This window comes from Psychrobacter sp. SC65A.3 (genome assembly GCF_025642195.1).
Taxonomy (GTDB): Bacteria; Pseudomonadota; Gammaproteobacteria; order Pseudomonadales; family Moraxellaceae; genus Psychrobacter; species Psychrobacter cryohalolentis.
This window is the reverse complement of record NZ_CP106752.1, coordinates 44,474-69,262: the sequence shown is the minus strand read 5'-3', so window position 1 is coordinate 69,262 and position 24,789 is coordinate 44,474. Positions and strand designations below refer to the sequence as shown.

At 44.2% G+C, this 24,789-nt stretch carries 14 protein-coding genes; 6 read left to right on the top strand and 8 right to left on the bottom strand.

Annotated features, from left to right (window positions below; genetic code table 11):
* Positions 1-278: 278 nt before the first annotated feature.
* From OEG80_RS00265 to OEG80_RS00255, 3 genes are all read left to right on the top strand, one after another.
* On the top strand, positions 279-1,445 hold the full coding sequence (locus tag OEG80_RS00265; RefSeq protein ID WP_020444489.1) for an acyl-CoA dehydrogenase family protein: 1,167 nt from the start codon (positions 279-281) through the stop codon (positions 1,443-1,445).
* Between the two features lie 62 nt (positions 1,446-1,507).
* Entirely contained in the window at positions 1,508-3,601 is a 2,094-nt protein-coding gene (locus OEG80_RS00260) for an acetate--CoA ligase family protein (RefSeq protein ID WP_263241212.1), read from the top strand.
* Positions 3,602-3,764: 163 nt separating this feature from the next.
* Complete coding sequence (locus OEG80_RS00255; protein ID WP_263241210.1) at positions 3,765-5,393, top strand: BCCT family transporter; 1,629 nt, start codon at positions 3,765-3,767, stop codon at positions 5,391-5,393.
* A gap of 890 nt (positions 5,394-6,283) precedes the next feature.
* Here the strand turns inward: OEG80_RS00255 and ahr are convergent.
* The 5 genes from ahr to recG all read right to left on the bottom strand — a co-directional run bounded on the left by ahr (position 6,284) and on the right by recG (position 16,358).
* Positions 6,284-7,285 (bottom strand): NADPH-dependent aldehyde reductase Ahr, encoded by a 1,002-nt coding sequence (gene ahr / locus OEG80_RS00250; protein WP_020444493.1) that lies wholly within the window; start codon positions 7,283-7,285, stop codon positions 6,284-6,286.
* A 369-nt stretch (positions 7,286-7,654) separates the two neighbouring features.
* Complete coding sequence (locus OEG80_RS00245; protein ID WP_263241209.1) at positions 7,655-10,753, bottom strand: efflux RND transporter permease subunit; 3,099 nt, start codon at positions 10,751-10,753, stop codon at positions 7,655-7,657.
* A complete protein-coding gene (locus tag OEG80_RS00240) occupies positions 10,750-12,072 on the bottom strand; it encodes an efflux RND transporter periplasmic adaptor subunit (protein WP_263241207.1) in 1,323 nt (440 codons plus the stop codon). The genes OEG80_RS00245 and OEG80_RS00240 overlap by 4 nt, the downstream gene beginning before the upstream one ends.
* A 398-nt stretch (positions 12,073-12,470) precedes the next feature.
* Complete coding sequence (locus tag OEG80_RS00235; protein ID WP_201531847.1) at positions 12,471-13,586, bottom strand: OmpW/AlkL family protein; 1,116 nt, start codon at positions 13,584-13,586, stop codon at positions 12,471-12,473.
* A 426-nt stretch (positions 13,587-14,012) separates the two neighbouring features.
* Positions 14,013-16,358, bottom strand: coding sequence for an ATP-dependent DNA helicase RecG (recG, locus tag OEG80_RS00230; protein ID WP_263241204.1), 2,346 nt, complete (start codon positions 16,356-16,358; stop codon positions 14,013-14,015).
* A gap of 267 nt (positions 16,359-16,625) precedes the next feature.
* On the opposite strand from recG, the gene OEG80_RS00225 reads away from it, so the two are divergent.
* A complete protein-coding gene (locus tag OEG80_RS00225) occupies positions 16,626-17,633 on the top strand; it encodes a patatin-like phospholipase family protein (RefSeq protein ID WP_263241202.1) in 1,008 nt (335 codons plus the stop codon).
* Between the two features lie 124 nt (positions 17,634-17,757).
* Here OEG80_RS00225 and OEG80_RS00220 read toward each other — a convergent pair whose 3' ends face one another.
* Positions 17,758-18,345: a hypothetical protein gene (locus OEG80_RS00220; protein ID WP_011514709.1), complete on the bottom strand. Its 588-nt coding sequence runs from the start codon at positions 18,343-18,345 to the stop codon at positions 17,758-17,760.
* Between the two features lie 402 nt (positions 18,346-18,747).
* Between OEG80_RS00220 and argA the strand changes: the two genes are divergently transcribed.
* A complete protein-coding gene (argA, locus tag OEG80_RS00215; protein WP_020444499.1) occupies positions 18,748-20,070 on the top strand; it encodes an amino-acid N-acetyltransferase in 1,323 nt (440 codons plus the stop codon).
* Positions 20,071-20,195: 125 nt separating this feature from the next.
* On the opposite strand, the gene OEG80_RS00210 is transcribed toward argA, so the two are convergent.
* Positions 20,196-20,927 carry an FKBP-type peptidyl-prolyl cis-trans isomerase gene (locus OEG80_RS00210; protein WP_149409678.1) on the bottom strand — a complete coding sequence of 244 codons (732 nt, stop codon included), beginning with the start codon at positions 20,925-20,927 and terminating at the stop codon, positions 20,196-20,198.
* Positions 20,928-21,353: 426 nt separating this feature from the next.
* Between OEG80_RS00210 and OEG80_RS00205 the strand changes: the two genes are divergently transcribed.
* On the top strand, positions 21,354-23,051 hold the full coding sequence (locus OEG80_RS00205) for a mechanosensitive ion channel (RefSeq protein ID WP_263241200.1): 1,698 nt from the start codon (positions 21,354-21,356) through the stop codon (positions 23,049-23,051).
* 114 nt (positions 23,052-23,165) lie between these two features.
* Here OEG80_RS00205 and OEG80_RS00200 read toward each other — a convergent pair whose 3' ends face one another.
* Complete coding sequence (locus OEG80_RS00200; protein WP_263241199.1) at positions 23,166-24,572, bottom strand: hypothetical protein; 1,407 nt, start codon at positions 24,570-24,572, stop codon at positions 23,166-23,168.
* Between the last annotated feature and the right edge of the window lie 217 nt (positions 24,573-24,789).

Sequence of the window (24,789 nt, the reverse complement as noted above, 5' to 3'; positions counted from 1 at the left end):
GTTCAATCCATAGTTTGTTTTTGTATTGGTTGTTCCATTGCCACCACCTTAGCGCAAAGCCCGATATACCCATTGCACAAAATCGTCATAAAAATGCACCAAAACGACAGAACAGATTTTACGCCACAAAACGACACCGCTCATTGTCGTATTTCACGATAAATACGTCGTTTTTGGTCAACCACACCCTTGCACTCCTGCGTAGAGTTAATAGGAGTTTAGGCCCGTAAACAAACGGCACGTAATCAGCAACACTAACATTCCCTGGAGACTTTACAATGGATTTTAATCTTTCCAAAGAGCATCTTGAACTGCAAGCAAAAGCCAAAGAGTTTACCGAAACCGTTCTCTTCCCTCATGAAATGGAGTGTGAAGAAAATGACGGCATCAGCCGTGAAACCCACCAAAAGATTATTGATGCCACATTGGCGTGGGGCTTTAACGCACCAAACCACAGCAAGGAAGATGGCGGCCAAGGCTTTAGTATCTTTGAACAGACCATTCTCAACGAGCAACTAGGCAAAGCCACTGGCGCCATCTGGGACGCGCTTTGGTATCCCTCCTATCCCATGCGCTTCGCTACTCAGGCGCAAAAAGAAGAATATTTAATCCCGACTTGTCAGGGCAAACGTCGCGACGCCTATGCCATTACTGAAGCTGATGCAGGCTCTGACCCGACTCAGTGCATGACCCGTGCAGACAAGGTCGAGGGTGGCTGGAAAATCAACGGTGAAAAATGGTTCGTAACCATCGGAGACATTGCCGATTATATTCTAGTACACGCTCACGTAGATGGTGATTCAACCAAACCCACCGTATTTTTTGTTGAAAAGAACTTGCCTGGTGTAGAGCTCAAACGCACACCGCTTTATACCCACCATTTTGCGTTCAAGCACCCTGAGTACATCTTCAACGACGTGATTGTTGGAGAAGATAAAATTCTAGGCGAAATCGGCCAAGGCTACGATATGACCAAGGATTGGTTTGTTGAAGCACGCCTAGGAATAGCCGCCCGTTGCGTTGGTGGCGCCATTCGAGCCGCTGAAGAAGCAAACAAGTTTGCCGCCGAACGCATCCAATTTGGCCAACCGATTAATAACTTTCAAGCGATCGAATTCATGCTTGCTGATATGGGCGTCGAAATCATGGCCGCCAAGTCCATGCTCTACCGATTGAGCTGGGAAATCGACCAGACCAGCGATCGCAAGCTTAATCACGCCAAAGCGGCAGCATTGAAGCTGTATTGCTCCGAAATGGTGGGCCGAGTTTGCGACAAGGCTGTACAAATTCTGGGTGGTCGCGGTTATATGCGTGAACAAGCGGTTGAGCGTTTGTGGCGTGACACCCGAGTCGACCGTATCTGGGAAGGCACTTCAGAAATCCAACGTGTTATTATCAGCGGCCAAATTAAGAAGCGTGGCCTCGATATTTACACTGGTTGGTAAGTCCCCTAGGGCGCGTACGAGCGCGCCCTAACTCTTTTTTTGGGCTTATAAGGTTTCTAATCATGACAAAACAAGAAAATCTTCAACGACTGCTTTCACCGCGCAGTATTGTATTTATTGGCGGTTCCAACCTGGCACTTCCTATCCAAAACACTCGAGACATCGGCTTTGATGGCGAAATATGGGTGGTTAATCCCAAGTACGACGAAATCGCTGATATACCCTGTTTCGCCAGCATTGATGATTTACCTGGCACTCCTGACGCAGCGTTCGTATCCATCAACGCTAAGCTGACGGTTCAAGCCGTCGCCGACCTGAATAAACGTGGGTGCGGCGGCGTGGTTTGTTACGCCGCTGGCTTTGCTGAGGTAGGCAACAATGGCGATGAACTGCAAGACTCACTGATAGAAGCGGCCGGAGATATGGCATTAGTGGGCCCCAATTGCTATGGCTTGCTAAATTTTACCAACGGCGTCGCGTTATGGCCGGATCGCCTTTGTGGTGAGCGTACCGATAAAGGCGTCGCTATCATCAGCCAAAGTGGTAACGTAGCGCTGAATCTGACCATGCACGGCCGCTCACTTTCAATCACCCATGTAATCAGCGTTGGCAATCAGGCGGTATTAGGCGCAGGCGACTATATCGAGCCACTGCTCGAAGACGATCGTGTAACCGCCATCGGTTTTTATATCGAGGGGCTAAAAGACATTGAAACGTTTAGCCGCGCTGCCCTGAAGGCTTTAGATAAAGGCATTCCTCTGGTAGTTCTCAAGGCAGGCACCTCAGAGATCGGCATCCAGCTGACCATGAGTCATACCAGCTCCTTAGCGGGCTCTGATGACATGTATCAGGCGATGTTCGATAGGCTGGGTATCCTACGTGTGCACTCTTTGTCTGAATTGCTTGAAACCCTAAAGATTGCCTCTCTGTGCGAACTTCCCAAAGGGGATCGTATCGGCGTGCTGACCTGCTCTGGCGGTGATAGTGCCATGCTAGCTGATAGCCTGGATCACTATAATCTTCAGCTGCCAAGCTTATCCAAGGTACAGGAACAAAAACTAGGTGAATGGCTGCCCGATTTTGCCAGCTTTTCCAACCCCCTAGACTACAACACCTCAATTTGGGGCAACCTTGAAGCCTGTACCGAGGTATTTGGCATTATGATGGAGGGCGACTATGACGTTACCGTATTAGCTTTGGACTTCCCCAAACAGGGTATTGGTAACGATTACGAATGGCAAGTGGCGGTTGACTCTTTAATTGCGGCTCACGCCAACCACCCCAAGACCTGCGCCGTGATCTCTAACCTCAGCGAGCTAATGCCGGAGAACGCCCGCCAGCGGTTAGTGAAAGCTGGTATTGCACCATTGCAAAGTCTGAAAGACGGTGTTGCAGCGTTGGCACGGCTTGTGCGTTATGGCGAGCGCCGCCGTCAAGTGGCCGCAATGGATGACTCTGAGCAACTACTTCTGCGTGGGCCTTTATTGGTGGAAGGCGAGAGCAAGATGCTAGATGAGTGGGCCTCTAAACAACTGGTTAGCCACTATGGCCTGCAACTACCTGGCGGTCGCTGTGTAAACAAAGCAGATGTGGTAGAAGCAGCGGACGAAGTTGGCTACCCGGTGGTGATGAAAGGGGTCAGCGACAGGCTGGCTCACAAGACCGAGGCTGGGGCCGTCATGCTCAATCTTAAAGATGGCAGCGCCGTGGCCAGCGCCGTTGAGGTAATGGCGGGGCGCCTAGCCGAACAGGGACTCGCCGATGCCCGCTTTCTGATCGAACCTATGATTTCAGACTTTGTTGGCGAGCTGATCATTGGCCTCAAACGAGATGAACAGTTCGGACTGGCATTGATTATTGGTACGGGCGGGATTCTGGTCAACCTGCTCAACGACAGTGCAATTATGCTGCTGCCAATCACCCGCGAAGCAGCTAGTACGGCTGTTCTATCACTCAAAGGCAGCGCGTTGCTGCGGGGTTTTCGAGGCCGCCCGGAAGGCGACTTGGAAGCCGTAGTAGATGCCATTATGGCCGTAGCTGATTTTGCTATGGATCACTGGGACAGTGTTACCGAACTGGATATCAACCCCTTGATGGTCAGGCCTAAAGGTAAAGGTGCAGTTGCTGCCGATGCCTTGATTCGATTACAACAATAGCTTTTTTCTACCGGTTCACACACATTTTTATTGAAACGATTTTTTAAATATTAGAAAAATATAAGGTATCAATAATTGACAGTGCCGGTAATAATCACCTCAAGCAATAACAAATAAAACTTGAGGTACCCCTCCCTAAAGGACTATGTGTGAGGTAAAGGTAATGAATACCGTTCAAAAAAACAAAAAATTAACGATCGACCCGGGAATTTTCTGGTCTTCGCTAATTGCTATTTTAGCTGCAAGCATTCCTCTTGCTTTATATCCAGAGGCGGGAAAAGCCGCTGTTGATGGACTTTTAAGTTCGTTCACCGGCACCTTCGGTTGGCTCTACTTACTAACCGGAATCGGCAGTTTCTTTTTTATGGTCTGGCTTGCATACGGCCCTCTGGGGCGGATCAAAATGGGCGCACCCGACGAGCAGCCAGAGTTCAGGACCATTCCTTGGATTTCCATGCTGTTCTGTGCAGGAATCGGCATCTCAATCTGTAACTGGGCCTTTGTAGAACCGCTCTACCTCTTGTCAGGTCCGCCTTTGGGTATCGAAGGCGGCACCACTGAGGCAGCCGAATGGGCCGCCATGTATCCGATGTTCCATTGGGGCGTAGTGCCCTGGGCGCTGTATTTGATGCCCGCCCTACCTATGGCGTATGTTCTATACGTACGCAAGGTCAATGTATTGCGCCTCAGCGAAGCCTGCCGCGGTATACTCGGCAACGCAGTCGACGGTCCTATTGGCAAGCTGATCGACGTCGTTGTGATCTTTTCGATCGTCGGTGGTGTGGGAACCTCTCTAGGACTTTCCGTGCCTTTGGTGTCCGCCCTCTTTCAGGAGATGTTCGGACTGGCAGATTCATTTGGATTGCAGATGGGGATCCTGACCGCCTGGACCGCGATGATAGCCTGGAGTGTTTATAACGGTCTGAACAAGGGAATTCAGACGCTATCAAATATCAATGCGGCGCTAGGTTTTCTGCTGCTGTTTTTTGTCTTGATTGTGGGGCCAACGATCTTTCTGTTGAACCTTTGGACTAACAGTGTAGGATTGTTCTTAGATAATTTTTTCCGCATTAACTTCTGGACTGATCCAGTGGCAAAGGGTGGCTTCCCCGAGAGCTGGACCATCTTCTACTGGGCTTGGTGGATCGCTTACGCGCCTATGATGGGGTTGTTTGTAGCACGTATCTCGCGCGGTCGTACCATTAAGAACATAATCGTTAATGGCGTAGTCTGGGGTACCCTCGGCTGCTGGGCCTTCTTTGCAATCTGGGGCGGTTATGCTATTGACCTGCAGCTTAGTGGTGTAGTCGATCTGCAGGCGATTTTGAGCAGCGATGGCATACCGGCAACAGTCGTAGCGATCTTGAAAACCTTGCCAGTAGCATGGTTGGTAATCCCGTTATTCACACTGCTATGCTTTGTGTTTCTGGCCACAACTGTAGATTCTTCCGCCTACATGCTGGCATCTATCTGCACCAAGGAACTTACCGGTTATGAAGAGCCAGCCAGATGGAATCGTATCTTGTGGACCCTTATGCTTGCCTTGGTTGGTGTAGGGCTGCTATCCGTTGGCGGCCTCAAAGCGGTTCAGACCTCCACTATCCTGGTAGCACTACCGATGATACCAGTACTTATTATCATGTCTGCATCTTTGGTTCGCTGGGCTTACCGTGACTTTGGCGCCGAACTCTCTCCATACGCCATCGCCCGCTGCCAGGTTCAGGGAAAGACTGTAGTGGTACAACAGTACGATGATGGCAAGAAAGTGACGCTCGACGACGGCAAAGAATAGGTGTTCAATTCTAATCCGGATTACTTCGTCAACGCCAAGCTAGAACTGAAGCGTTAAACTCAATGCAACAAGACTGACAGTTCAGCCGGCTTTTTAAATCCTTCTCGAGTTCAGAGGCCCCCAACCGGAGCCTCTGATTTTTTTGCGCCCGATTTTTATGAGGGTCTTCTGAGCGTAATAAATAGGAGTACATCATGAGCATTATCAACATCGGTGTGATCGGCGCCGGACAAATAAGTCTTGGCACCGCCCAAGTCTTGGCTACTCATATAATTAAGACATTTTAACGAATAAGTATGAAACAAACCGATATAGAAGAGAATGAAAGTAAGCCAGAAAGAGATCGTCAAGCGGATCATTCTTCACAAGTATGCTCTCGGTAATATTGGAGTTAGAAATAGTCAGATTAATATCAAAAATAGATCCTGTATATTCATATCCAACGTATCAAATATAGCATAGTATTTAAAATAGAAGCCATTAATAATATGGGAACATCAGTATGATAGCTAATTACTAAATATTAGGCTCAATAGGTAAGATTAACTAAACGAGTATGATAGGTAATTATTATTAGCCATTTATAGCTTTTATACTTATCAAGGATTTAGAACACTTCTAGTATGATAGGTAATTACTCAATGACATTTATTGTCAGCGAGTAATAAAGTATCATATTAGACAATTCATTCTATTGACTCAACTATTAGCCCTTGCTGTTGTTTAATACCACAGCAAGGGTTTTTTATGCGCTCAAAAAAAAGCAAAAATGGCTTAAAGAAAGTAGAGGTACAATACAAAAAAAATAGCGATAACTCATCATTTATCATTTGAGGTATCACTACTGTGACTATGCTTCGTTACCTTTAATAACTTTTAGCCAATAACTTTTAGTCTCTTTCTAATACCACTCTATAGCGAGCGTTACCACTCTCTAGGCGCTCAAATGCTTCATTGATATCAGACATTTTATACGTTTCAGTCACTGGCTGAATATTATGTCGAGCGGCAAAGTCTAACATTTTTCGCAGGGTTGACGGTGATCCAACTGGTGAGCCTGACAGACTGTTTTGAGACATAATCATTGGTGCAGCTGATATCTCTAATGGAGCTTCTAACAGTCCAACAAAGTGTAGTTTACCTTTTGGTCTCAAAGTCTTGATCACAACATCCCAGTTCATATCGACGTTCACTGTTGATATGATTAAATCAAAAGAACCAGCGGCTTTTTCAATTTCACTATCCTCTCTTGAGTTTAATGAGTGATGAGCGCCCATCTCTTTTGCTTCTTCCATTTTTGATTCACTGGTAAATGCCGTCACTTCACAGCCCCACGCATTGGCAAACTGAAGCGCTAGATGACCTAAACCACCGATACCGATAACAGCGACTCTTGAGGTTGGCGTGATGTCGTACTGCATAAGCGGATTAAACACCGTAACGCCACCGCATAGCAATGGTCCTACCGCATTAAAATCAAGCCCTTCAGGTATCTTGATGACGCTAGTATCTTTTGCGCGTACTTTATCTGCAAAACCGCCATGGTTACCAATGATAGTACCTTCTTGCTCAGGGCATAGATTGTGGTCCCCACCGATACATAGATCACAAACGTTGCAATATCCTTTATGCCAGCCAAGCCCGACTTTATCGCCAAGCTCTAGGTGCTTGACGTGCTTGCCCTTTGCGAGGACTTTTCCTGCGACTTCATGCCCACCTACAAACGGATATTGGGTCATTCCCCATTCGTTTTGCCACATCGATAGATCGCTATGGCAGATACCGCAGCTATGTACTTCGATTTCTACTTCATGATCCCCTAATGTGCCAGGATCATATTGATAAGGCACAAACTCGCCACCTTTTTCTTTTGCTGCATAGGCATTAATCATAGTTATTCCTTGTTTTCTAATATTTGTAGAAACTGGTTTATAGTTCTAGTAATGATCAAGACACGGATAGCATCCAAATATCGATATAAACCGTTTCTTTGATAAATTTAACTGAATCGACTATAACAAAGACTTGCTCAACTAAACCACTAAACTTACCAGTTTCAGACTAACGTCATACAAAGAACCATAATTAAAGCCCATTACCTTGGTAACTTGTCTCCCAATAACACACATTACGACTCTTTAACCTCATAGTAGCTTGAATTAATCTAGTAGCTAACATCTTACCCATAAAAAGCTCAAACTATACCTGAATATAGTTTGAGCTTTTTATGTCGCTTACTAACAGTAATACTGTTAGAGCTGCTATTTTTCCTCAGTCACTCTATCTGGCTTACCATTTGGAGCAAGCCACTTAGCAAACCATTCTGATAGGTCATCCATCAGCGTATATACAACTGGAATGACGACCAAGCTCAATAAAGTTGAAGTGACCAAACCACCCAATACGGCGGCCGCCATCGGTCGACGGAACGTCGGATCGGCATCGCCCCAACCAAAGACCAATGGCAGCATGCCCGCACCCATCGCGATAGTGGTCATAATAATCGGGCGCGCACGCTTACGACAAGCATCGATAATCGCCTCAAAACGTGCTAAGCCGCGCCGCTGAGCAATCAGTGCATAATCGACCAAAAGAATAGAGTTTTTGGTCGCAATGCCCATCAACATAATAAAACCAATCATCGAGGGCATCGACAGGCTGCTATTGGTAATTACCAAGCCTACAAAGGCACCACCGATAGACAGTGGCAATGCCATGAGAATCGTAAATGGCTGCAAGATGCGTCCAAATAATAATATAAGTACGCCCAAAATACAGACCACGCCGACCGACATTGCAATCACAAAGCCGCTAAATAACTCGGCCATATTTTCCGCTTGTCCTTGATCGATAATAGTAATAGAGGCTGGCAGCTGTTGCATACTAGGTATGCTCTTGACCGCTTGTACCAAATCACCAAGCTCACCATTGGCAGGCTGAACAGTAATACTAATCGCCCGCTCACGATCTAGGCGACTGATTTGCGCAGGTCCAGTACCAAAGTCGAGCGTCGCAACTTCGCCAACACGCACGCCTTGTCCTGCTGGTAGCGCACTTGGTACATATAAACCTTCGAGTTGGCTGACGTTTTGCTTAGCGATATCTGGCAAGCGCACGACAATTGGTATCTGCCGCGTATCTAAATTCAGCTTGGACAAACGTTGCTCATAGTCACCAACGGTCGCTACACGTAAGGTCATGGCGATGTCTTGCGTCGTCACCCCTTTATCCGCCATTGCTAGCCTGTTTGGCGTGACGGTCAACTCTTGGCGGGGCAGGCTGCGATCACTCGTGACAGCACCAGCACTTGGTAGCTCACGGATCTCTGACATCATCTGCTGTACCGTTTGCTCAAGCAGTTGCGGGTCGGTGCTAGTCAAAGAAAAATTATAACCTGTCTCACCACCACTCGATAACCCGACCGTAAAGCGCGCACCGGGTACTTCTGCCAATATAGTACTCATCTTACGCTCAATCTCTTGCTTAGAGCCGCGCTCTGCTCTTGGCGCAAGTACAATATCTAGACCTGCTATATTTTCTGCCTTGCCACCGCTAGAGTTTGAGTCCATTGTCGCCTGCGCCTCACCTACCGACGTAAAAATATTGGTCACTTCAGGCATGGCTAAAATACGCTCACTTGCCAGCGCGGCAACTCGTTCCGTGTCCGCTAACGCCACATCGGGTGTCAGCTCAATGGCCACCCGTGTTTGGTCAATATCATTATCAGGTATAAAAGAGGTGGGTAATAATTTTACCAAAGCCAATGAAGCCACAAATAATACTAAGGTAGCACCCATCGTCATCCAGCGATGATCTAGCGTCCATGAGACCACTTTAAGATACCAGTTCATCAGCGCGCTCTGCTTTTCAACGTGCTTCTTTTCTGGTTTCAATATATATGCTGCCATCATCGGTGTGATAAGGCGCGCAACCATTAACGAGGCAAATATTGATAATGCCGCTGTCCAGCCGAACTGCCGGAAAAACTGCCCGACAATTCCGCCCATAAACGCAGTCGGTAAAAATACGGCAATCAAGGTAAAGGTAGTGGCAACAACCGCCAAGCCAATTTCATCCGCCGCTTCCATTGCCGCCTCATAAGGCGTCTTACCCATACGCAAGTGACGAATAATATTTTCAACTTCTACAATGGCATCGTCGACCAGTACACCAATGACCAGCGACAATGCCAATAAGGAGATAATGTTAAGACTAAAACCAAACAGATACATACCCAAAAAAGTAGGTATAACGGACAAGGGCAATGCCACAGCAGCCACAAAAGTTGCGCGGATATTGCGCAAAAATAAGAACACCACGACTACAGCAAGCAAACCACCTTCTATCAGCATCCGTAATGACGCTTGATAATCTTCAGCAACTGGCGTTGCTCGATCGTAGACCTTTTCAATACTAATATTGCCTACATCTGCTGACAGCTTAGTAAGCTCAGCGTCAACCAGCTCCATGACTTCCACTTCACTGGCACCACGCGAGCGCGTAATATTGAACGCAACCACCGTTTGCCCATCGAGCTTGGCAATAGAGCTTGGATCAGCCGCGCCATCCGTAATTTGTGCCATACGCCCAAGCGCTTGCGTACCGCCCGTAGGGACGGCTATTTGTAAATTATTCAGCTCGCTTGAGCGCTCAACCGCCCCAAGTACACGAATGGTCTGCGTGGCTTTGCCGACTTCGGCTTCACCGCCTGAGCTGTCTTGCTGAATACCGGTGATTTGATTGGATAATTGCGTGATAGAAAGCTTTAGACCACTCAAGGTAACAGGGTCAGCGGCAACCGTAATTTCACGCTGCAAACCGCCGATACGGCTGACAGTACTGACACCAGGTATATCAGATAAACGCTTGGTGACGGTATCATCGACAAACCAAGACAAGTCTTCTACATTCATGTTTTCAGCAGCGACAGAGTACGTGACGACTGGGAATCCTGATGTTGAGACTTTGGTGACGATAGGGTCATTGGCAGCGGCAGGCAAATCGCCACGTACCTCACCGACTGCCGAGCGCACATCATCAACCGCTTCTTGGATGTCTTTTTCTAAGACGAACTCAGCAACCATAGTAGCGGCGCCCGTCTGGAGCGTCGTACGAATGTGCTTGACGCCCTCAATACTGGTGAGCTTATTTTCTACCTTTTTTGCAATATCGTTTTCGAGCTGCGATGGCGCAGCGCCCGGCAAGGTCACCGTGACCACCACCGCTGGTAGGTCTATATCGGGAAACTGCTGCACCTTCATTTGCATAAAGCCATAGATACCGCCTAAGGTCAGCAGTACAAACAGCAAGATAGCCACTAATGGATTTTTAATCGAGTAGGCGGAAACATTTAAACTCATGAGCGCGCCTGCGTGTCTGTGCTAGTAGCCTGCTTACCAGTTTGACTCAGACCATCAACGACACGTACCAAGTCACCATCATTTAAAAAGCTTCCCCCTTGCTTTACAAGTCGGCTCTCTGCAGGGAGTGGCTCTGTGAGCATAATACTATCGCCAAAGCGCTCACCAAGGGTCACACGTTGTTGTTTGATACGGCCAATGTTGTGACCGTTTTTACCGTCTTTAGTACTGATATTGGTCACTAGCATCACATAGTCATAGCCGTCATTGCTGACAATGGCGCTATTAGGAACCGTTTGAGCGCTGCTACTACCCAATAAAAACTCGCCCGTTTGATACATGCCTGCTCGTACTTTTGCGTTAGCAGCGAGGCTAGCATAAATGGTAATTTGCCTATTATTATCAGCAGTTGGTGCAATGCGACTGACCTGCCCCATGACAGAATCGCCGCCCGGTAGGTTAACTTGCACTGGTGTGCCAACATTAACCTCACCAATCAGCTTAGGATCGATATCCGCACGCCATTCCAAAATACCACCTTTGATAATAGTAAATAGTGGGTCTCCACCAGCAACCATACCAACTTCAGCCATTTTTTCACTAATAATACCGCTAACCGGTGCAACCACATTGGCATTATTGACACTCAAGCGCTGCGTACTCAGTCGAGCTTTAGAGGCTTGCAGTGACGCCTGCGCTTGTAGTTTAGCCGTACGATAGCGATCTGCTTCTTGTTTGCTAATGGCATCAATGTCAATAAGTGGCAGGACACGGGCGGCATCGGCAGTGGCATTGGCAAGCGTCGCTTCTGCTTCGGCAACATCTGCTTCTGCTTGCAAGACTTGCTGCTCCATCGCGTCGGTATCAAATACAGCCAGTATTTGACCAGCTTTAACACGCTGACCTTCTTCGACCAAGATCCGTTCAATCGCTACGCCGTTTACTTTGGCACTGACATTAGCGACATCTTTAGCATTGATGGTTCCGTCAGCACTGAGCGTATTACCAATATTATCTTGGCTTGGTAGCACTGTTTCGACCGATAATACAGCTTGCTCAATGCTAGCATCTTTTAGGTTAGCGCTATCGTTTTGCACATTGTTAGCAACGGGCGACTCATTGCTCGCTTCCTCATCATTGCCCCAGTACTTACCAACCAATACCCCAATAACGAGCACAATGGCCAATACTGGTAATAACCATAAAGGAAATTTTGATAATGGCTTATCTGATAAAGGCTTAGACGCTCGCGCATCAGATTGGCGGTATGGGGGTAGCTCAGATTCAACTGGCAGCTTGTTGTCTTCAACATCGCTCATGATAACTCTCTGTCAATACAGGCAATAATAAGGATATATAATATGAGGAAAATAATAGGTGAAAATAGGCTGGCACTACGTTAAACGAGCATCTTTATATGGTCAAAATGCTGTTTATGACTACAATAGTCTGTAAATTTATTGAGGATAGCATATATTAAGTTGTCATCTGATTTATATATATAGTGTCTGAGCTTCGTAAGTTCCATACTGACTCAATATCGGCAGATGTAAAAACGCTCCAAGCGAACATATTAAAAGTGATAAGCAATACATACTGCTTATTAATGAATTTGACAGGATAGAGATTCTTTTTGTAGATCGTAAGACAAAACGCACATTCCTAAGAATGTGCGCTATGTTTATCCTACTATTCTGTAGTTACTACAAACCTTCTATTAAAAACGATAGCCAACGCCAAGGAAAGTAATATAAGGATCGATATCAAGGTGAGCTTTCGATCGAATCAACTCTTCATTCTTATCATTTTTAACGGTGATGGTCGTATCGCTGTCCAGTTTTGCATAAGACAATGACCCGACTCCAAACCATCTATCATTGAAATCATAAGTAGCGCCAACAGTGACGATAGGTGCAAAAGCGCTTTCTGCCTCCACATCCACGTTCATCTCTCGATTGGATGGCACATTTTCTAGCGCAGCACCCGATTTGCCATCTTTGATATTCTGAATTTGATGTCCAGCTGCCTCTAAATCTTTACGAATACCCTCATTTAGCTCAATACCGTTAAAATAGGCATACATAACCCCAGCACCGACATAAGGGCGAAACTTATTGACCCCAGATTTGCCAAACTGATATTGCACCCCCGCTGCCGGTAGCCATGCGCGAGCCCTAGATGCCACGCCATCACCTTGTTCTAAATCGGTTATAAGCTGTTCTTTTTTAATTTTAAATTTTGGTAGTGCATATTCTCCTATTCCACCAGCTGTAACCTCACCAGATATAGGTGCATACACTTTCCCTTTACCCATAATATCTACTTTAGGAGGAAATCCGGCTTTGACTTCAATCGACCAGTTATCATTTAGATAATAGTTAAATAGCGAACCAAAAGTATCAACATCAGCAGACTCAAGACCCGTACCTGGACTGCTGAAATTCTCTAAACCGCCAAGCTTAACTTGACCTGATACATCACCTAGGGTAGTTCTAGACAAATCAGTTTCTTCACCTCTAAAGCTTACTACCCCTATAGCAGTTAGGCCTGTATTTACTTTAACTTTAGTAAGCTCACTTTGATCAGGATCAATAACCTCTCTGACAGTTTTTATTTTAACACTGCCGTTTTTAGCGACAGTACCATCTTTAATGGCTGTCGTATTTTCTAGAGGATTGGCTGTGCCTTGCGGAGAGGCATGCAACCAGCCAGCAGAGACCGAAAAGCGTTTGAAGCTACCATCGGTTTTAAAATAATCGAATGCAGCAAAAGCAGACTGGCTAAATAATAATGGTGTGGCGATAGCACAAACGAAGGTTAACGTCTTTTTCATGAAACATCCTTGTTAATAAATTCAGGTCGTTAATAAAAAGCATGAATGGCACAGTAGTCATCAGACAAAGCAGATAGATTGCCACTATGAAGTTAATCAAGTTCTCATCCTAACGTCCTGTTAGAATCGATAAAACGACTAGAAATACGCATATTTTAAACATATATCATTATGCAAAATGCGATATCCTAGCAAACGCATGGAAGACACTGTGCCAATCCATTATCGTAAACTGCCACACAAATAATCATAGTTCAATAATAACTCATGAACACATAAGTCAATATTAGTTCATTAAAATAAGAATACAGTGTTAATTATTGGTTGATAAATGATTTATAAAAACCATAAAAAAGCCATTATTTTAAGAAAATAATGGCTTTTTTATGGTAACCAGTAATAGAAAACAGGTTGAGTTAACTATCATTAAGCATTGGTATAACGACTTGCCTCTGGCATCCAACGATGAATCAGTTGGCTGACATCAGCTTTGCGTGCAGGATCTGCAATCAGATGCTTTGCCAAACGCTGGGCAATAGCAAATAACTGCTCATCCCGAATAAGGTCCGCCAAATAATACCCGATATTACCTGTTTGACGCTTTCCTAATAACTCGCCCGGACCACGCAGCTCTAAATCTTTTTGCGCAATGACAAAACCATCGGTACTATCTCGCAGTACATTTAAGCGCTCTGTCCCTGTCTCCGACAAGGGCTTCTGATACAACAGCACACAATAGCTTTTTGTTGAACCGCGCCCGACTCGTCCGCGTAATTGGTGCAATTGCGATAGACCCAATCGCTCTGCATTTTCAATGACCATCAGTGAAGCATTGGGCACATCAACACCCACTTCGATAACTGTGGTAGCTATTAACAAATCAAGTTGTCCTGCCTTAAACGCTTGCATAATGGCTTGTTTATCAGCGCCTTTCATTTTGCCATGCACCAAGCCAATGCGAATATCTAAACGCTCGATCAAATCTTCATAAGTCGCCTCAGCAGCTTGCGCATCGAGTACACTCGACTCTTCAACCAGTGAGCACACCCAATATGCCTGCCTGCCAGCTTCACAATTAACTGCAATACGTTCAATCACATCATCACGGCGGTTGCGGTCAATTGTTACGGTAGTAATTGGTGTACGCCCTGGTGGTAGCTCATCGATAATAGAAGTGTCCATATCGCCATAAACACTCATCGCTAGCGTCCGCGGAATGGGCGTTGCAGTCATAATCAGCTGATGCGGTGTGCTACCAGCCACGCCTTTATTGGTCAACGCCATACGCTGCTCAACACCAAAGCGATGCTGTTCATCAATAATAACCAAACCCAATTTGGCAAATTGTACCTGATCCTGAAAAAGCGCATGAGTACCAACGATTACTTGTACGGTATTCTCGCTCACCGCTTCTAACGCTTCGCGGCGCTGCTTAGCGGTTTGTTTACCAGCCAACCAACCAACCCCAATACCTAACGGCTCAAACCAGTTTTTGAAATTAACCAAATGCTGTTCCGCTAAAATCTCCGTCGGTGCCATCACCGCCACCTGCCAACCACTATCTAATGCATAACCCGCCGCGCCTGCCGCGACTAAGGTTTTACCAGCGCCAACATCGCCTTGTACCAATCTGAGCATTGGTATTGAAGTGGCCATATCAGCGGTAATATCCCTCATAACTCTTTTCTGCGCGCCCGTTAAATCAAATGGTAACGCACCAAATAATTTATCTGCCAATGGACTTTGGATAGCACATTTTGGCGCTTTATACTGATGCAATTGCTGACGGCGATATAATAAGCTGAGCTGATGTGCAGTCAACTCTTCAATAATGAGGCGTTGACAAGCAGCATGAGTACGAGCGCTTAATTGGGTTAATAATTTGTATTGTTGACCAGCATCAGTATAAGTAGGCGGCGTATGCAGTAATACCAACGCCTCAAATATGGTTAAATTATAGACGTTATTATTAGCCATACTTATAGCATCGGAACTGGTATTATTTTGACTATGATAAAAAGAGGGCTTCGTTCTATTGACGCTACTGTTACTATCACTACTACTAAAACCGTTGTCAGGCACACTACGCGCGAGGGTAGAAAAGATATCTTCTGGATAATCTGGCTCGGTTATCGGTATTTTAGCTGGTTCAAAAGGCACTAATGGCAAATCCGCAACGACTGAAAAATCCTCAGGCGCAAATAAAGTCATTGGCAAGCCCTGACTACGAACCGTTTGCAGTGCAAGCTTAATTAATGTACGCAGCTTATTTTGATGTAAACCTTTAACGCTTGGATAAATAGGCTGTAAACCCGTATTTACTACCGTCTCGTTACTGCTGATAATTTGATATTCAGGATGATGTATCTGCTTACCGTAGCGACTCACTTTGACTTCACCGAATAATTGCAGATGGGTACCTAGACACATGGTTTGAGCAAGTCCACGATATACCTTAAAAAAGCGTAGAGATATCGTACCCGTGTCATCATCTACAATCACCGTCATGCCGCTACGATTGGTATCGACATGCACGACGCGACCAGTAATCATGGCGGCTTGTCCATGAGCCACATCGCCTATTGATACCAAGCGACTACGATCTTCATAGTCGCGTGGCAGATGTAGTAGCAAATCAAAGATACGGGCAATGCCCAATTGCGTCAATTGCTCGGCCACTTTTGGTCCAACACCTGCCAGCGCCGTCACCGGCATATCAAGTGCCAAAACGTCTAGTAAATGAGGTGTAGCAGGGTTAACCGATGTGGGCATCAAAAATCCTAACGATGTTAATATAAATTTTATAGGGTCAAGAGTCTTGTTCAAGAATTCATGCTAGCTTATAAGCTGTCTTATCATGTGATAATGATCAATATTCTGTAACGTGCCTAGCTATACCGCTAAATTATTATGTTAACTAATACCTTATGCTAAGCTATTTCGCCATACAACGTCTAGCTGATTTCTGCGTAACCTATTGATGAATACCCTACTACACCGCTATTTATTCCTCTATGATAATTTTTGATAAGGTTTTTTATGTCCTCTCATTCTATCTGCCACCCTTATTATCATTTTTTATTGACGCTTCGTCTGAGCCTCTTCGCTATATTTGCTCTATTAATGAGTGCTTGCAATAGTTTGACGCCAGTCGCGCCAGCAGATACGTCAGTACCGAACAAACCTACGGTAGCTTTAGTATTAGGTGGTGGCGGTGCAAAAGGTTTCGCTCATGTAGGCGTGATTAAAGCATTAGAAGAGAACGGTATCAAACCGACACTGGTAGTCGGCACCAGTGTCGGGAGCTTAGTTGGTAGCTTGTATGCCAGTGGTCACAATGCAAAGCAGCTTGAACACTTGGCATTGAACACCACTGATAGTGAATTGACAGACTTTATCTTATCTAACCAAGGTTTTATCGAAGGTATTAAGCTCAAAAACTTTATTAACGCGAATGTTAGTGGACGAACGATAGAAAACTTCCCCATCTCCTTTGCGGCGGTTGCTGCTGATAAAAACACGTTGAAAAAAGCGGTCTTTACCACGGGTGATGTTGGGCTTGCGGTACAAGCATCCTGTAGTGTGCCTAATATCTTTATTGCACCGCGCATCCCTGAAAAAGTCGGCAAAAAATATATTGATGGTGGCGTGGTCAGCTTGGTGCCTGTGGATAGCGCCCGTGATTTGGGTGCCGATATTATCATCGCCGTTGATGTGACTGCTGCTAACGCTAATACATCGACTGTCAATCAAAAACCGCACCTCAATTCATTAACCAGCTTTTGGGGCTTTCTTGAAAACAGTTTAATCGCCAATGCAGCCTATAACGCGAAAGCATCTCCGATTAATCATAGCGCTGCATCAATGCGTCATGAGCGTGATCGTGCTGATATTGTGATTATGCCAAATGTCGGTCATATCAGCACGCTAGATACCAGCCAGCGTAGCGCTTTGATTGCTGCTGGCTCGCAAGCTACTACCACCCAAATTTATGCCATTAAGCAACTTATTAACGAAAAATCCAAGAGTAAATATGCCACTCTTTAATTTATAGTGGAAAAGGATATATAAAAAATCCTGCTAACTACAGATATCAAAGATTGATGATAAAAAAAGCACCACAGTGATTGCTGCGGTGCTTTTTTGTTGAAGCAGATATCAAAGCATAAACTTATTTGACACGTGCCCGGTATTTCACTGCGACTGTATCATTAAGACCTACGCCTTCTAGATCCCAGCGTACGGCTTTATAGAATTTTAACGGAATTTCTTGCAACTGATTATCAACTTTTCCACGTAGCGGCATACGGGCAAAGGTATTGCCATCTGCACTACCATAAGGGAAATCAGGAGAAACAGCACGCAGCAATTCTACTTGTTCAGGAATGCTCATCGTCACGGTCATTTTACGAACCCGATCCGCATTGGTATTGGTAAAATAGCCTTGATACTCTAAAACATTACCTGACTGCAAACGCGTATTTGCATCCACAGGAACCAGTATTTCTTTACCGTTGGCATCAACACTAATCAATGACGCTGTAATTCTACTGTTAACTGCTTGCGCATTTGACTGACTGTTTTGATTAAAGTTTGACTGAACTGCTACTGAATTATTAACGGCTTGTTCTGGTGTGGGCAACATCGCTGATGCTTGCGTGACAGCCATTACGCCAACGAGCGTACCAGCGACAACATGAAACAAGCGGTGTCCAGTCCATGCACTGAATGGGTTCGCAAAATGGTTACTTTTCTTCATGACATTCATTATCCCTAGTTGATTTATCGGTAAAACAAAGCTGGTACAAAAGGAGCTGGTAAAAATTAGTAGTTTTAAAAATATAGGAGAATAAGCAATTTACCATCATATATGGTCATACTCAGTCATGTTAACTTTTAAACATTATTATTTTTATCAATTATCTGCGTAAGCCATCGGTAAAGCAATAGCGCTTAGCATAACAAAAAGCCTTTATACGTACATTAACCCTGTGTTGATGTTGTGTATATCGTTAATCTGCTGTGAGGACTCTTTAACGCTACTGAAATAAAAGATAGCTCATAACGACGTTTTTTGCTATGGTAAATCTTTAGCGATCCTTTAGCGACAGGCATTCTCTGTCACGCCCTTTTTCTTATTCTAACGACTATTGCTCCCATTATGACTACTAGCGCCATGCCCCAGATTAACCCTGAATACGTCCATTGGTTCCGTAATTCTGCCCCCTATATCAATACCCATCGCGGCAAAACGTTCGTGATTATGTTTGGTGGTGAGGCGGTCAATCATCCAAATTTCAGCACACTGATCCATGATTTTGCTTTATTGCATAGCTTGGGTATCAAGCTGGTATTGGTGCATGGGGCGCGACCGCAAATCGAGAAAAACCTCAAAGATGCTGATATTGAATCACCACTGCATCAAGATATTCGTGTGACACCTCGCGTCGCGATGCCTTCTATATTACAAGCGGTTGGTGCTATTCGCTTGCAGATTGAAGCGCAGCTATCGATGGGGCTTGCCAACTCACCTATGTACGGCTCACGTATTGATGCAGTGTCGGGCAATTTTGTCACTGCGCGTCCTTATGGTATCCGCGATGGCGTTGATTACCAGATGACAGGCGAAGTACGCTCTATTGATGTTGAAGCCATCAAAAATAATCTACTACACGATCATATTGTAATTTTAGGCTCTATGGGCTATTCAGCAACCGGCGAAGTCTTTAACTTATTGGCTGAAGATGTTGCTCTTAGTGCCGCCGTGGCGCTTGGTGCCGACAAGCTTATATTCTTAGGCGAAGAAGCCGGTATCAATCACAATGATCGTTTGCTACGTGAGATGATTCCAAATGAAGTCGACCGCTTCTTACGTGACCGTGATCTAAACTGTGAGATTAATTACTTCTTAAGCTGTGCCAGCAATGCCTGTCGCCAAGGGGTTCATCGCACCCATATTATCTCTTATGCCAAAAACGGCGCACTACTTGAAGAGCTATTTACCCGTGATGGTTCTGGCACCTTGATTAGTCACGACCCTTACGAAGAGATTCGCCGCGCTGATGTCGATGACGTGGTAGGGCTGATAGAGCTATTATCGCCGTTAGAAGAGCAAGGTATCTTGGTCAGTCGCTCACGCGAACGCTTGGAGCAAGAGATTGATAATTATAGCGTCATCGAACGTGACGGCATGATTTTAGGTTGTGCAGCGCTTTATCCACTCGATACAGATTCAGCAGAAGTTGCCTGCGTCGCGGTACATCCAGAATATCGCAGCGGTAGCCGCGGCGCTGATTTGCTGGCATTTTTGGAGCAACAAGCACGCAGCCATGGTCTACACAAGTTATTTGTATTGACCACTCGTACAGCACATTGGTTCGTTGAACAGGGGTTTGCTGAAGTTGAGGCAAGCGCCTTACCTGAAGTACGCCGCGAGAAGTATAATAACGGTCGCAATTCTAAAGTTTTCCAAAAGAACCTTTGAATAATGGCTCATTAACGTCGAAAGCTTAAGTGCTATTTCTTACGCAAAAAGAAGCCCTCTTAATGTAAGAGGGCTTCTTTTTGCGTCTATTGTATCAATACTAAATTAGCATTAATTACTGCTAATTACTTTACCTTTAATAGCTCAACGGTAAAGATTAGCGTGCTATTAGGCTCGATACCTGCGTTACCCGCTTCACCATAAGCGATATCAGATGGGATATAAAACTCGTATTTACCGCCCTCTTTCATCAACTGTAGACCTTCAGTCCAACCAGCAATCACTTGGTTTAGTGGGAATTCAATTGGCTCACCACGCTCATATGAGCTATCGAATACAGTGCCGTCAATCAATTTACCTTCGTAGTTTACTTCAACCACGTCCGTAGCTTTTGGCGACTTGCCAGTACCTGCGGTCACTACTTTATATTGTAGACCTGAAGCAGTGGTTTTTACGCCAGCTTTTTTGCCATTCTCTACTAAGAATGCGGCGCCCTTAGTTTTGTTTGCACCCGCTTTAGATTCCATATCTTTCACAAACTTCGCTTCCTGTTCTTTTTGATAGGTCATTAACACTTCTTGCATTTGCTCTTCTGTCAATGCCGCTTTTTTGCCTTCATAGCCATCACGGAAACCTTTTTCAAACGTATCTAGGTGCAGATCCCCAACCGCTTCTTTATTCCCTTCTGCCATCATATAGCCCAAGCTATAGCCTACTTTTTCCTTGGCAGGGCTTTGTTCAGTCACTGAAACACTTTTGGTAGCGGTTTCTTTACTGCCATTGTTTGCGCTACAGCCTGTGATTAATAACATAGCACTAGCAAGGGCACTGATGCTTAGGGTAGTGATTTTTTTCATAAAATGCTCTCAAATTGTAATAATAGTGGCGAGATGTCACATTTATCTATAATAGCAAATCTTAGTTTTGCCTGCTATGACTCACTTGAAATTATCGGTCAAATGTACAGTCTATGTTAATATTTACCGTAAAAATAACAACTTATCACACAAATATAGTAAGACGTTAAGCTTTCTATCTTTAAATTCATAATTACATAAGTTAAGCTAAATTGGTTAAGGAAAGAAATAACAAAAGGTATGTCTTGTTAATAGTGACTACTGATTGTTAAGTATGAATTTCTTATAAAGTACTAAAATCAAGTTTACAAATAATTTTAATTAAAAATACTAATAAATAGGTGTGTGTTTGCCTCGGATGAAACGCTTGAATTAAAGTGATTTTCTTATCTTATAGCAGACACATGATCATTAGAGGAGGACAGGATGAATCCAATGTTTACATCGTTCAACGGTTATCTGGGTGGCCCTATCGGCTCCATCATCGGCGCTATTCTTATTTTTATCATTGGTTGGCTTGTCGCCTTGGGCATTGCTGCTCTAGTACGCGGCGTGCTGTCTAAAATCAATCTCAATCAACGTATGAACTCTTCAACAGGTAAAAGCTATGACTTAGAGGGCATCATCTCTAAGATTGTTTTTTGGTTTATTTTCGTTATCGCTATTTCTGGCGCATTAAGTCAGTTAAACCTAAACTCTATATCAGCACCGTTTGCCAACATGGTAAACCAAGTACTCACCTTTATCCCTAATCTTATCGCTGCTATTGCAGTTGGTGTGATCGGTTGGGTAATTGCAACGGTTGCACGTACTGCCATCAATGCTGCACTTTCAAAAACCTCAATGGATGAGCGTTTAAGTGCAAAAGCTGGTGTAAAACCAATGAGCAGCACGATTGCTGACATGGTTTATTGGTTCATTCTATTAGTAGTATTGACCATGGTATTAGGCCAACTAGAGCTTGACGGTTTATTTGCTCCATTAACCAATATGGTTGATAAAATCTTCAGCTTTATCCCTAATATTCTGATTGCTGCTGTAGTATTCGTAGTAGGTTACATCATCGCCAAAGTGGTACGTGGCATTGTAACCAACCTTGTTTCTACTTTTGATGTCCAGAAGCTTGCAACTAAAGCTGGTTTAAGCGAACAGAATAGCTTACCCAACATTGCAGGTTCTTTAGCGTTTCTAGTAGTGATTATTCCAACAATCATTGCTGCTTTAAATGCCCTAAAAATTGATGTAATTGCTCGCCCTGCAACCAACATGTTAAACAAAATCATGGAAGCCTTGCCAAATATCTTTATGGCAATTGCTATCTTGGTTGTGACTTTTTATGTTGTACGTATGGTTGCAAACATCATCAAAGGCTTGCTTGAAAATACGCAAATCAATCAGTTACCTGCCAAAGTTGGTCTTCAACAGACCATGGGTGATAAAAAGGTTTCTGACTTAGTTGGCTATGCCATCGTATTTTTTGCCATGTTATTTGCCTCTATCGCTGCTGCTGACTTATTAGGTTTTGAGCCTATCTCAGCCATTATTGCGATGTTTATTGCTTTCGGTGCCAATATCATCTTGGGCGCGATTATCCTGTTTATTGGTTTTTGGCTTGCCAACATCATCGCTGGTGTTGTTGAGCGCTCTGAGCAAGGTTCACAGTTCCTAGCAAATATCGTGCGCGTTTTGATCATGGGCTTAGTTCTTGCCATGGGTCTAAAAGCGATGGGTATTGCGGATTCTATCGTTAACCTAGCATTTGGTCTAACTTTAGGTGCAGTTGCCGTAGCATTTGCCCTATCGTTTGGTCTAGGTGGTCAAGAAGCAGCAGCACGTTTCTTACGCAAAATGCAGGATAAAATGGACAGAGAACGTGACGAAGCAAAAGCAAAATCTGCTTTGACGCCAAGCTCATCGATTCAAGATAAGGTTGCTGCTTCAGTACGTGACAATACGCCAAGTACAGCTACTGATACTTTTGGTAGCAGCACAACCCAAGTAGATGATAATACCATCACACCTAATAACTTAAGCTCTACCAGTGATGTAAATTCTTCTACGGTTGATATCAATCATATTGCAACTGATGATAGTGATATCGATGGTCCTAATAATCTAAGATAATTTATCATCATTAATTTAAAAAAAGACAGCTTAGGCTGTCTTTTTTGTGTTTGATTATAAGTCATTTTAGTTAGTATTATTAGGGCGAGATGCACTTGGAATATTTAAGCGCACTTATGACAGATGATTAGAATCAGCTTTTTTCTTATTATCTTCGGTATTTTCACTAGCATTACTCTGATTATTTTGCTGTAACTGCTGAACCTTTTTAGTCAGTTGGCGCTCGCGCTGGGTCATGGGATTAACTGGCTGAATCCATAAATCAATATCCATAAAAGTATCTTCAGCCTCTATTATAAAATCTATACCCAATACAATCACATGATGTAGTTCTGCCATTGGTAATCGTATCGCCACATCTAAAGCGATTTTCGCTAAATTTGGGCGTATAGCCGACTTACCATGCTTTCCTTCTGCATCTTGTCCATAAAATATTAGTACATAATGCCGCCCTAAACACTCGTAAGAATGTTGGTGGACGACATAGCCTTGTTGCTGCAACTGCTGCGCTTGCTTGGGATGCTTATATAAAGTGCGAATTAACTCATGACGCGAAAACAATGACTCATCCAATATCTGCTGTTGCCAATGAGAAAAATCTGCCTCACTAGACTTCTCCGATGATTTTTTTTGCTTAAACGCAGCAGGATTTTTATAAACTGTTTCTAACATCTGCATGCTAAGTTGTGACCATAAAGCAGCCGCTTGCGCCATATGCTGTTGATACATCTGCTGAGTTGGGCTATTGGTTTTCTGTGCCAGCGACATCGCTATCAATGCCGAGTTAGGCTCATTTTGCAAACCATATTTTATCAACGCATTATCTATCGTGATTGCAGGTGTAAAGAAGTCGGCAACATTTAGAAATCCAGTAATAATATCGTTTTTGGAATTTGTTATATGATCCTTATTATCCTGCTGTGAATGCCCTAAACTATAGTGTAAAAATCGCCATAGCTCGCAAGGTGTCTGTAATTTATTTAAATGAATATGCCAGTCATGCCAGCCAAATTCTTGTAGTGGCTGAATAGATGCACTTGTATCAACGATCGAACCCTGTACTAAATCACTGTCCGTAAAACTATGGGCTAGACGTTGAACAGGATTTTTTTTGCAGGATTTATTATCAACATCATGTTCAATATCAATATCAATATCAATATCAATATCAATATCAATTTGACGCTGGATATCCAAAACCAAGACGTCAATACTACGTAACTGGCTGTCTATAGATCTTGATATATGAGTCTTGCGCCATATATTTACAGCATTAAAAGCTGTCCTACCTAGTGTCTCAATATCAGCTGGCAGCATGTCAGTAGGCAAATATATCACCAACTCTACTAAGTTAAGTTCGCCCAGTGGTAGCTGGTACTGAGAATACTGCGCTTGGTAGTTGCTCTCTACCACTGGCACATCCGGTAAGATAATCTTTAAGATATCTGCTCGTAAATAACAAGCCATTTCATTCATAAGATAGCTTCCATCAGACATTACCATCGTCGAATCACTGGGCACAGTCACCACCTTTTTGTCTGAAAAAAATACGCTATTATCAGCGGCGCAATTGGTGTGCAGCGGATAAATGCAACTGCTACTCCAAGACTATTGGATAAAAAATAAACTACATAATAGCAATTATACATGGTCGCTTTCAGCACAGTGTCTTGTTATGATGATATAAAAGCGGTATTACTCGCGTATTGAGGAATCAATTAATACGCATGCTACTTTA